Source organism: Bacillus sp. NPDC060175, from assembly GCF_042728695.1.
In the GTDB taxonomy this organism is placed as follows: Bacteria; Bacillota; Bacilli; order Bacillales; family Bacillaceae_G; genus Bacillus_A.
The window spans coordinates 1-11092 of record NZ_JBHWYR010000112.1 but is presented as its reverse complement, the minus strand read 5'-3'; the positions used below and the strand labels follow the sequence as shown (position 1 = coordinate 11092).

Below are 11092 nucleotides of genomic sequence, written 5' to 3'. Positions count from 1 at the left end.
GCAATATATAATAATATGATATAGTAACAACAAAAGAAGGGGGCTTACAAATGGAATTTATTCACGAAAGAGCAAAGTTACGGTTAATGGATAGCAATGATGTCGAAAAAATGTTTTCAATTGTGGAAGGAAATCGAGATATTTGGGCGTATTTAATCTCTAAAATGGATACTGTTCAAGATATGCAACAATATGTTCAAAAGGCGATAAAAGCTTATGGGGCAGGTAAGGATTTGCCATTTGTTGTTGTTGATGAAAAGACGAATGAAATAGTAGGAAGTACACGCTTATATAACATTTCAGTTGAAGATAAGACTGTTGAGTTAGGAAAAACGTGGTATGACCCGAGTGTACAACGTACGAGTATGAATACAGAATGTAAGTATATGTTATTACAATATGCTTTTGAAAAGTTGCATATGCGGAGAGTACAAATTAAGACGGATGCCCGAAATGAAAAAGCACAAAGAGCAATTGAAAGACTGGGCGCAGTAAAAGAGGGTGTACTTAGAAACGAAAGAAAATTGCCGAGTGGACATGTTAGAGATGCAGTTGTATACAGTGTTATTGCAAGTGAATGGCCAGCTATAAAAGAACGGTTATTAGAAAAATTAGAGTCGTATAAAGAAAAACGATAATTCATATTAAGAAAGGTGTATTGATCGTCAAGATGAAAAATATACCTTTTTTCTTACAAAACGGTTACTTCTTTTATTTACTTTTGTTTCATCATTCCATTATGATAAAAAATTCGTTACAATGTAGTTGTATGGTAATAAACTTATAAATTATAAAAAATGTAATGAAAACCGCAAACGAAAAATGAATTGATAATCCTCAATTTTAAATGAAAACCCTTTAATACATATATATGAGAAAAAAATTCCTTCTTTTAAACAAATTCAAACAAAATGATTTGATATATACGTTTTTATATAGAAGTATGGATGATGTACGGAGGCAGTTATAAATGAAAGAAAATAAGAAAAGTAAGAAAAGAAGAATCTTGCAAGTATTCTTGCTTATGATTTGTTCTATTATTTTATATGTAAGTTATGCAGCTTACGATATTTGGAGTTATCGCTTTAAAACAGATGATGATGTGAAGACAGATGCTGGTATCGTGCTGGGAGCAGCTTCATGGAACGGAAAACCATCTCCTGTATTTAAAGAAAGAATTAATCATGCAATTTCCTTATATAAGAACGGTAATATTAAAAAGATTATTTTCACAGGTGGTACAAAGTTTGAGGCAGAGCTTGAGGAAGCGCGTACTGCTAGAGTGTATGCACTGAAACATGGTGTAAAAGAAGAGGATATTCTAATTGAAACAAAATCTCTTTTCACAGAGGAGAATTTAAAGAATGCAAAACAAGTTGGAATAGAGAATGGAATACGCACATATACGATCGTGAGTGATCCACTTCATATGAAACGTGCGATGAAAATTGCAAAACATCTTAAAATTGAAGCGTATGCATCACCAACTCCAACGTCAGCGTATAAAACGTTAGATACAGAAATCCCTTTCTTTTTTAAAGAATTATGCTCGTATATTGGATATGTAACCTCTTTGCCATTAAAGGCATTGAAAGGGGATTAATATAAGAAAAGAACCTATCCTTTCATATAGGAACTTTTCTTATTGTTCAAAAGCATTGTATTTTTATCGGAATAGTGAAACAATAGAGAAGTAACTTCATATAATCATAATGACAAAATGAACGGTTTATGAATCGAACATAAAGGAGATTATGTATGGCACTCTCATTTGTTGAAACAGAAGAACAATCTTTAGTTATTGAGAAAATAAATAAATTGATTCCGAAGTTCATGGAAAGGGAGCATCAACTAAGTGAATTAGGATCATTTCCGTATGAAAATATTAATAATTTGAAAGATATCGGATATACGAAATTAACGTTGCCAAAAGAATGGGGAGGCAATGCGATTTCCTTATATGATTTTGTTTTATTTCAAGAGAAAATAGCAGAAGGCTGCGGTGCTACCGCATTATCAATTGGATGGCACCTTGGCATTGTAAAGGAATTAGCTGAAAACCGTTCTTGGGATGAGGAAATGTTCACTTGGTTTTGTGAAGAAGTGCGTAATGGCGCCCTCTTTAATCGAGCAGCGACAGAGCCGAAAACAGGGAGTCCTACGCGCGGCGGGAAACCAGAGACGTTAGCTGTAAAAAAAGGTGAGAAGTGGATTATAAATGGAAGAAAAACGTTTACGACAATGGCGCCAGTACTTGATTATTTTATCATTTCAGCAAGTATTGAAGGCCAGGAAGAAATCGGAGAGTTTGTCATTCCAAAGAATACGATAGGCGTAACAATTGAAGAAACGTGGGATAGTATCGCAATGCGAGGAACTGCGAGCCATGATCTCGTTTTACAAAATGTAGAGATAGAGAACCGCTTTTTTACGGGTGTATTGGGCGGGAAAGTGAAACAAAAGGGTATTGGCTGGTTGCTACATATACCAGCATGTTATTTAGGAATTGCACAATCAGCAAGAAATTATGCAGTTCAGTTTGCGGGATCATACAAGCCAAATAGTTTAAATCATTCTATTAGTTTATTGCCGAATGTTAGAAGATTAGTTGGAGAATTAGAACTTGAGCTTATGCAAGCTCGTGTCTTTTTATATCAAATTGCGAAAAAATACGATGAGGCAGAAGATAAATTATCATTGCAAGCGGAACTAGCAGCAGTGAAATCCGCTGTAACGAATGCGGCAATATCTATTGTAGATAAAGCTATGCGCATCGTAGGAGCGAAAAGTTTATCAGAAAAAAATCCGCTTCATCGCTATTATTTAAACGTCAGAGCAGGACTGCACAATCCGCCGATGGATGATGCAACACTGTCTATGCTGGCGGATGCGGCGTTTCGGTCGTGATGAAGAACTATAAAGTCTGTTCCGTTCTGGAACAGACTTTTCGTTGTCGGTGAATCGTTGATATATTTAGAGTTGTGATAGATATATTTAAAAAATCGTTGATATAATTCCATGTATTATGTCATTGTTCAAGAAGAGGGAATTCTCGATTTATCAATTAAAAAATCTTTCTTTTTATTCTTCTTTTTGTAGTTTTATAGTGGAATGCTATGTTTCTTATTTCACCTACTGTATAATAAGAAAAAAGTACGAAAAGAGGGTATCTCATGCTAGAGGTTATTGCAACTTGTTTAGAAGATGTGAAGCGAATTGAAAAGGCTGGTGGAAATCGAATTGAACTCATTTCATCATATACAGAAGGTGGTTTAACACCGAGTTATGCTTTTATAAAAAAAGCAGTAGAAGCAGTACAAATACCAGTTCATGTTATGATTCGTCCGCATGCAAAGTCTTTTACATATACGGAAGAAGAAATTGAAATGATGAAAGAAGATATTGTAGTTGCTCAAAATCTTGGGGCTGCTGGTGTTGTATTAGGTGTATTAAATGAACAAAATGAAGTTGATGAAGAGGAATTAGCAGATTTATTATCTGTTGTAGATGGAATAAATGTCACGTATCACCGTGCGATAGATGATACAGAAAATCCAGTAGAAGCGATGAAAACTTTGAAAAAATTCAATAAAGTTACTCACGTGTTAACTTCAGGCGGACAAGGAAATGTAGTAGATAATATTCCGGCGCTTACAGAGATGCAAAAGGAAAGTGAAGGGAATATACAGCTTGTTGTCGGAAGCGGAGTAACGAAAGAGAATGTAAAACAATTGCTAGATGAAACTGGAATTACGCAGGCGCATGTAGGTACAGCGGTTAGAGAAGGTAAGTCATGTTTTTCTGAGATTGACCTAAAGTTAGTACAAGAATTAGTTGAAATAATAAAATAAACACTTAAGAAAGAGGAGAAACGATGAAGGAAAATACGAAGAAAGAATTATTCTCATGGGCTAAAACGATAGGATTTACCCTTGTATTAATCGCTATTATTCGCGGTGTTTTATTTACACCTTCATTAGTACAAGGTGAATCGATGATGCCCACTTTAGAAAATAACGAACGAGTTCTCGTGAATAAGATTGGTTATAGTATAAGTGGATTAGACCGTTTTGACGTTATTGTCTTCCACGGAAAAGAAGGGTACGATTTAGTAAAACGAGTAATTGGTTTACCAGGTGATACAGTTGAGTATAAAGATGATGTTTTATATGTAAACGGAAAAGCGATGGAAGAACCGTATTTAAAAGAATTTAAAGAAAAGGCGTCTGGTCGTGTATTAACTCCTGATTTTACGTTAGAACAAATCACAGGAAAAACGAAAGTACCAGAAGGCCAAGTGTTTGTTTTAGGAGATAATCGTGAAGTTTCTAAAGACGGTCGTATGTTTGGATTTATTTCAGAAGATGAAATTGTCGGAAAAGGACAAGCTGTTTTCTGGCCGTTGAAACAAGTGAGAGCGTTATAAAGCAAAAAGTATGGGAGAAATATTCTTCCATACTTTTTTTGTTTGTGAAAAATATATTGATAGAATTGAAAGAATATTTTATAATTTTAAATTATATGTTTGTTTCGAAAAACGGAATTGAAGTTCCGGAATTCGGAACAAAAAGGAGATAGGATGAGTATAAATAAAACGGCAGTTAAGACAATGGATATTTTAGAGTTGTTTTATGAGCATGAGGAGCTAAGTTTAACAGAGATGGTTCAGCTTACGAATATGCCGAAAACATCTGTTTATCGTTTAATTGGCTCTTTAGAAGAAATGGACTTTTTACAAAAAACAGAAAAGGGCAAGTATCGTCTCGGAGTCATTTTTTTACGATTTGGTCAACTTGTTTCACAAAGGTTATCCGTAAGAAATATTGCGATTCCTTATATGAAAGAGCTTAGAGATAGTTTAGGGCAAGCAGTAAATTTAATTATTCAAGATGGTAATGACGCAATTTATGTTGAGAAGATGGAAGGAATTCAGCCGGTACGTGTTTATACGGCGGTTGGAAGAAGAGCACCACTGTATGCGGGAGCATGTCCGAGAATTTTACTATCGTATTTTTCTGAGGAAGAGAAAAGAAAGTACGTAGAGGAAACAGATTTACAGCAGTTTGCGGATGGAACGATTGTGAATAAGGAGCATTTACTAGAAGTGTTACATATGGCAAAACAAGCTGGATATACAATTAGTTATTCTGAATTAGAAAATCATACAGCGGCTATAGCAGCGCCAATTTTTACAAATGATGGAACGGTTGTAGCTGGTATTAGTATTTCGGGGTTAGCAATTGAGTATAGCGAAAGTAACATTGCGTATTTTACTGCGAAAGTGAAAGAAACAGCGAACCGCATTTCGAAAGAACTCGGCTTTTTGGCATAGAAAGAGGGAGTGGGATGAAATTTTCTGCGTTAGGGGATCAAGCAATTATTGTTACATTTGGTGAAGAAATTGGGATGGATATATACGAAAAAGTACAACGATTATTTCAAGCGCTGAGGCGGCATCCGTTTGCAGGAATGGTTGAATGCGTTCCGGCGTTTACTTCATTAGCGGTTTACTACAATTTGTACGAAGTATGGAAGCGAAATGAGAGAAGTAAAAGACCATATGATTACGTTTGCCAGTATATAAGGGAGCTGTGTGATTCATATAAAGAAGAAGTGAACCGAGATGTGAAACATATTTCTATACCAGTGTGCTACGGGGGAGAATATGGACCTGATTTAGAAGAGGTTGCGCATTATCAAGGCTTACAAGTAGAGGATGTTATTCGAATACATAGTGAAACAACATATTTCGTGTATATGTTAGGTTTTACACCTGGATTCCCTTATTTAGGGGGATTACCGAAAGAACTAGAAACACCTAGAAAAGAAACACCAAGGCTACAAATTGCTCCTGGTTCAGTAGGTATTGGCGGAAATCAAACAGGTATTTATCCGCTCGAAACACCAGGAGGCTGGAATATTATCGGCCGAACACCTATTTCTCTATTTAATCCAAAAGAAGAAATACCAACATATATTCAAAGTGGTATGTATTTACGATTTATACCAATAACAAAGGAAGAGTACGTATCGCTTGAGGGGGCTAAAGAATGGATGTAGAGATTTTGCATGCAGGAATGTTTACAACAGTCCAAGATTTAGGAAGATTTCATTATCAACAATACGGTGTACCTGTTGGCGGGGCTATGGATAAAAATGCACTCAGGATGATTAATATGTTAGTAGGCAATGAGGAGAATGAGGCTGGACTCGAAATTACAATAATGGGACCTAAATTGTTAATAAAGAAAACGACATTGCTCGCGATTGGTGGAGCAGATATGGAACCGTTATTAAATGGAGAACGCATTCCATTATGGCGTCCCATATTAGCTGAAGAAGGAAGCATGCTTTGCCTCGGGAAAGCGAAAAGCGGTTGTAGGGCGTATGTGACTTTTACGGGTGGTATAAATATTGATCGTACGATGGGAAGTAAAAGTACTTACATACGTGCTGCTCTTGGCGGTATTGAAGGGAGAATGCTGAAAAAAGGAGATTATTTTCAAATTGGTACAGGGGCAGAAGTTGCGAGTCGCTTCATTCAAAACTTACAAGAAGAAGAGCGTATAAAAACGAAGTGGGCAATTTGTAACAATGCTTTACCAAAATATAAGAAGCAGCCTATTCTTCGCGTCATAACAGACTTTGAATATGATCAATTTACAGAAGAAAGTATAAAGTCGTTTTTTTCGAAAGAGTATAAAGTGTCCAATTATGCTGATCGCATGGGATATAGGCTTGACGGAGATGTTTTAAATAGAGCTGAAGAGATAGAAATTTTATCGAGCCCAGTTACATTCGGGACAATTCAAGTACCGAATGGTGGACAGCCTATTATATTAATGGCGGATAGACAAACGACAGGTGGTTATCCGAGAATTGGAAATATAATTTCAGTAGATTTACCTCTTCTAGCGCAGCTGAAACCAGGAGACTATGTAACTTTTGAAAAAATAACTATGGAAGAAGCTGCACAATTATATATAAAGCAGGAAACAAGTATGAGTCTATTAAAGAAATTCATCGCTTTACGAAGCTGAGATTAGGAGGAAAACATCGTGACTACAATCGATTTAAACTGTGATTTAGGAGAAAGTTTTGGAGCTTATAAAATGGGGAATGATGATGAAATTCTTCCGTTCGTTTCCTCTATAAACGTTGCTTGTGGTTTTCATGCGGGTGATCCGGCCGTTATGCGGCAAACGGTTGAAAAAGCTCTGCAGCATAACGTAGCAATAGGGGCACACCCTGGATTTCCTGATTTAATTGGATTTGGGAGAAGGAACATGCATGTTTCAGCAGATGAAGTGTACGATTATGTTTTATATCAAATTGGCGCATTAGAAGGATTTGTTAAAGCTGCCGGAGGGAAAATGCAACATGTAAAACCGCACGGTGCCTTATATAATATGGCGGCAACTGATTCGGAAATTGCGGATGCAATCGCAAAGGCAATTTATCATATTAACCCTGGATTATTACTTTACGGATTAGCGAATAGTGAGGCATTTATAAGGGGAACAGAAAAATATAATATAACTCTCGTACAAGAAGCTTTTGCTGATCGTACGTATAAGCAGGACGGAACTTTAACGAGCCGTACAGAAGAAAATGCTCTTATAAAAAATGAAGATGAAGCGATAAAACAGGTACTTCAAATGGTGAAGGAAGGGTATGTAGAAGCAGTTAATGGAGGGAAAGTAGCAGTTCAAGCGCAAACGATATGTTTACACGGGGATGGAGAGAAAGCAGTCCAATTTGCGGGAAAAATATACAGAACATTCGAACTTAATGGCATTTCTATATGCGCACCAAATAAAGTGAAACTTTAATTAGCGGGATTAAAAATGAGAGGAAGTGTTAAAATTGATTAAATTAATTGGGATACTACTTGTTGCAGTTGGGTTTTTATTTAGATTAAATACACTGTTAGTAGTAATGGTTGCGGGTATTGTTACTGGTATGGTTTCAGGCTTAAGCTTTTATGATGTGATCAGCATGTTCGGTAAATTTTTCATAGAAAATAGATACATGTCTATGCCTATTATACTAACTTTACCGGTAATCGGGATTTTAGAGCGTTACGGATTGAAAGAAAGAGCAGAAGCACTTATAACGAAATCAAAAGGAGCAACAACTGGAAGAGTATTAATGTCATATTTTACGATAAGAGAATCATCAGCAGCACTTGGACTAAATATTGGTGGGCATGCGCAAACGGTGAGACCGCTTGTTGCACCAATGGCAGAAGGGGCTGCGCAAGGCAAATATGGTAAACTCCCTGAAAAATTGAGAGAAAAGATTAAAGCAAATGCAGCAGCTGCGGAAAATACAGCTTGGTTTTTCGGAGAAGATATTTTCATCGCAACTGGTGCCATTCTATTAATGAAAGGGTTCTTCGATTCAGTAGGTATGCATGTCGGTGTATGGGATATGGCGCTTTGGGGTATTCCAACTGCGATATCTGCTCTTATTGTGAGCTGGATTAGGTTTAGAAGGTTTGATAAGTATATAGAAAAAACAATAAAGGCAGAAGAAAAACAAGAGAAGGAGGCTATATGATATGAACATAATCACAATGGATACAATCTATTATGTATTAGGAATAATCGTTGCATTTATCGCTGTTCGTATTGCATTTGATCGTGAACATCCAAACCGATTCGGTTCTAGTTTATTTTGGGCATTGTTTGCAGTTACATTTTTATTCGGAAATGTAATCCCTTCGTTTTATGTTGGCTGTATTGTGCTTGTTATGGTTGTTTTAGCTTCATTAAATAAAGTAACAAAATCTGAAGAGAAAGAAGTACCAGTGCAAGAACGTGTGAAACATGCTGAGAAATTAAAGAATAAAATTTTCATGCCTGCACTATTAATACCTATTTTTACAATTATCGGTACATTAACGTTAGGGAAAATCAAATGGGGAAATGTCGCACTTGTTGATCCTGATAAAGTGACATTAGTTGCATTAGCGTTAGGAGCATTACTCGCATTCGTTGCGGCGATGCGTATTACAAAATCAAAAATAACAACGCCTGTTCAAGAAGGAAGTAGGTTATTACAAGCAGTTGGTTGGGCTGTTATTTTACCACAAATGTTAGCGGCACTTGGCGGTATTTTCGCGAAGTCTGGCGTTGGCCAAGTTGTTTCTGATTTAGTCGGACAAGTGTTACCGACAGAGTATCCATTCGTTGCTGTTATGGCCTATTGTTTAGGAATGATGCTATTTACAGTCGTAATGGGAAATGCATTCGCAGCGTTTGCAGTAATTACTGGCGGAATCGGCTTACCTCTAATTGTACAAATGCACGGCGGGAATCCAGCTATTATGGCAGCACTCGGCATGTTTGCTGGATATTGCGGAACATTGCTTACTCCAATGGCAGCAAACTTTAATATTGTTCCTGCAATGCTCTTAGAATTGAAAGATAAGAATGCAGTCATTAAGGCGCAAGTACCAATTGCTCTTTCCATTTTCATTATAAATATGTTTATAATGTACGGCCTTGTATATCGTTTCTAATTAGGAGAGTGAAACTATGAAAACAGTATTATTAACAGGATTTGATCCATTCGGCGGAGAAAGTATCAACCCAGCTTGGGAAGTCGCAAAAAGTTTACATGAAAAAACAATCGGAGAGTACAAAATTATTAGTAAACAAGTTCCAACTGTCTTTCATAAATCAATAAGCGTATTAGAAGAGTATATAGAAGAACTAAATCCTGAACTGATTATATGTATTGGGCAAGCTGGGGGCAGACCAGATATTACGATAGAGCGTGTAGCAATTAACGTTGACGACGCAAGAATTGCTGATAACGAAGGGAACAAGCCTGTGGATGTACCAGTTGTAGAAGAAGGACCGGCTGCATATTGGTCGACGTTACCGATGAAAACAATTGTAAAAAAACTTTGCGAAGAAGGTATACCAGCTTCCGTTTCACAAACAGCAGGTACATTCGTTTGTAATCACATATTTTATGGCCTTATGCATGAACTGGAGAAACATGATAAGAAAATAAAAGGTGGATTTATTCATATTCCGTTCTTACCAGAACAAGCGAGTAACTATCCAGGGCAACCGAGTATGTCACTTTCTACTATTAGTAAAGGGATAGAGTTGGCAATCGAGGTAACGACGGAAGTAGAAGTAGATATTGTAGAGTGTGGTGGCGCGACGCATTAAGTAAAATGAATTGTACAACACCTATTGTAAACAACTGGTATAATAAGTATAGGAATATACATAGAGGTGATTTTTGTGCAATTTGAAGAAGTACGTTTGATATTAGAAAAAGCGAAGAAAATTACAGTGTTAACAGGGGCTGGCGCAAGTACGGAAAGTGGAATCCCTGATTTTCGTTCAGCAAATGGATTATATGCTGATGCGAATGTAGAGATGTATTTGTCGAGAGGCTATTATAATAGAAATCCGAAAGAGTTTTGGAAGCATTATAAAGAAATCTTTCAAATTAATACGTTTCATCAATATAAACCAAATCGTGGGCATCGCTTTTTAGCGGAGCTAGAAGAACAAGGGAAAGACATAACGATTTTAACGCAAAATATTGATGGTTTGCATCAAGTAGGTGGTAGTAAACATGTAATTGATTTACATGGAACACTTCAAACTGCGCATTGTCCGAAGTGTAAAACGGGATATGATTTACAATATATGATTGATCATGAAGTACCGCGTTGCGGGAAGTGTAATTTCATTTTAAATCCAGATGTTGTTTTATACGGAGATACGTTACCGCAATATCAAAATGCAATCAAACGTTTATATGAAACAGATGTACTTCTCGTAATGGGGACGTCACTCAAGGTACAGCCTGTCGCTTCATTCCCAGAAATCGCAAAGCGGGAAGTAGGCGCAACAACAATTTTAGTAAATGAAGAGTTAACAGGGCAAGAATACAATTTTGATTTTGTTTTTCAAAATAAGATTGGTGAATTTGCCAAAGGGTTATCTTCGATTAAATAAGTTTTTGTTTTCGTAAAGAAACTGAGGTGAATGATGTCACCTCAGTTTTTTTGTATGAATTATATTCATGTTATTGCGTATTAAGGGGAATGGTAATAAAT

Annotated in this window: 13 protein-coding genes; all 13 read left to right on the top strand. The window is 36.5% G+C overall.

Features of this window, described 5'->3' with window-relative positions; all coding sequences use genetic code 11:
- Positions 1-50 precede the first annotated feature (50 nt).
- The 13 genes from ACFWDE_RS28205 to ACFWDE_RS28145 all read left to right on the top strand — a co-directional run bounded on the left by ACFWDE_RS28205 (position 51) and on the right by ACFWDE_RS28145 (position 10991).
- Positions 51-638 carry a GNAT family N-acetyltransferase gene (locus ACFWDE_RS28205; RefSeq protein ID WP_033706994.1) on the top strand — a complete coding sequence of 196 codons (588 nt, stop codon included), beginning with the start codon at positions 51-53 and terminating at the stop codon, positions 636-638.
- 332 nt (positions 639-970) lie between these two features.
- Entirely contained in the window at positions 971-1603 is a 633-nt protein-coding gene (locus ACFWDE_RS28200; RefSeq protein ID WP_377896100.1) for a YdcF family protein, read from the top strand.
- A gap of 155 nt (positions 1604-1758) precedes the next feature.
- Positions 1759-2907 (top strand): acyl-CoA dehydrogenase family protein, encoded by a 1149-nt coding sequence (locus ACFWDE_RS28195; protein ID WP_377896099.1) that lies wholly within the window; start codon positions 1759-1761, stop codon positions 2905-2907.
- Between the two features lie 266 nt (positions 2908-3173).
- Positions 3174-3851: a copper homeostasis protein CutC gene (locus ACFWDE_RS28190; protein WP_377896098.1), complete on the top strand. Its 678-nt coding sequence runs from the start codon at positions 3174-3176 to the stop codon at positions 3849-3851.
- Positions 3852-3874: 23 nt separating this feature from the next.
- Positions 3875-4426, top strand: coding sequence for a signal peptidase I (gene lepB / locus ACFWDE_RS28185; RefSeq protein WP_002013664.1), 552 nt, complete (start codon positions 3875-3877; stop codon positions 4424-4426).
- Between the two features lie 153 nt (positions 4427-4579).
- Positions 4580-5332, top strand: coding sequence for an IclR family transcriptional regulator (locus ACFWDE_RS28180; RefSeq protein WP_377896097.1), 753 nt, complete (start codon positions 4580-4582; stop codon positions 5330-5332).
- A 14-nt stretch (positions 5333-5346) separates the two neighbouring features.
- A complete protein-coding gene (pxpB, locus tag ACFWDE_RS28175) occupies positions 5347-6060 on the top strand; it encodes a 5-oxoprolinase subunit PxpB (protein WP_377896096.1) in 714 nt (237 codons plus the stop codon).
- Positions 6051-7040 (top strand): 5-oxoprolinase subunit C family protein, encoded by a 990-nt coding sequence (locus tag ACFWDE_RS28170; protein ID WP_377896095.1) that lies wholly within the window; start codon positions 6051-6053, stop codon positions 7038-7040. The genes pxpB and ACFWDE_RS28170 overlap by 10 nt, the downstream gene beginning before the upstream one ends.
- Before the next feature lie 18 nt (positions 7041-7058).
- Positions 7059-7832: a 5-oxoprolinase subunit PxpA gene (gene pxpA, locus ACFWDE_RS28165; protein WP_377896094.1), complete on the top strand. Its 774-nt coding sequence runs from the start codon at positions 7059-7061 to the stop codon at positions 7830-7832.
- A 34-nt stretch (positions 7833-7866) separates the two neighbouring features.
- Positions 7867-8562 carry a DUF969 domain-containing protein gene (locus tag ACFWDE_RS28160; RefSeq protein WP_377896093.1) on the top strand — a complete coding sequence of 232 codons (696 nt, stop codon included), beginning with the start codon at positions 7867-7869 and terminating at the stop codon, positions 8560-8562.
- Between the two features lies 1 nt (position 8563).
- The gene (locus ACFWDE_RS28155) at positions 8564-9526 is read left to right on the top strand and encodes a DUF979 domain-containing protein (protein ID WP_002146876.1); all 963 of its coding nucleotides are present in this window, start codon (positions 8564-8566) and stop codon (positions 9524-9526) included.
- 16 nt (positions 9527-9542) lie between these two features.
- Entirely contained in the window at positions 9543-10190 is a 648-nt protein-coding gene (gene pcp / locus ACFWDE_RS28150) for a pyroglutamyl-peptidase I (RefSeq protein WP_377896092.1), read from the top strand.
- Positions 10191-10265: 75 nt separating this feature from the next.
- On the top strand, positions 10266-10991 hold the full coding sequence (locus ACFWDE_RS28145) for an NAD-dependent protein deacylase (RefSeq protein ID WP_377896091.1): 726 nt from the start codon (positions 10266-10268) through the stop codon (positions 10989-10991).
- Positions 10992-11092 lie beyond the last annotated feature (101 nt).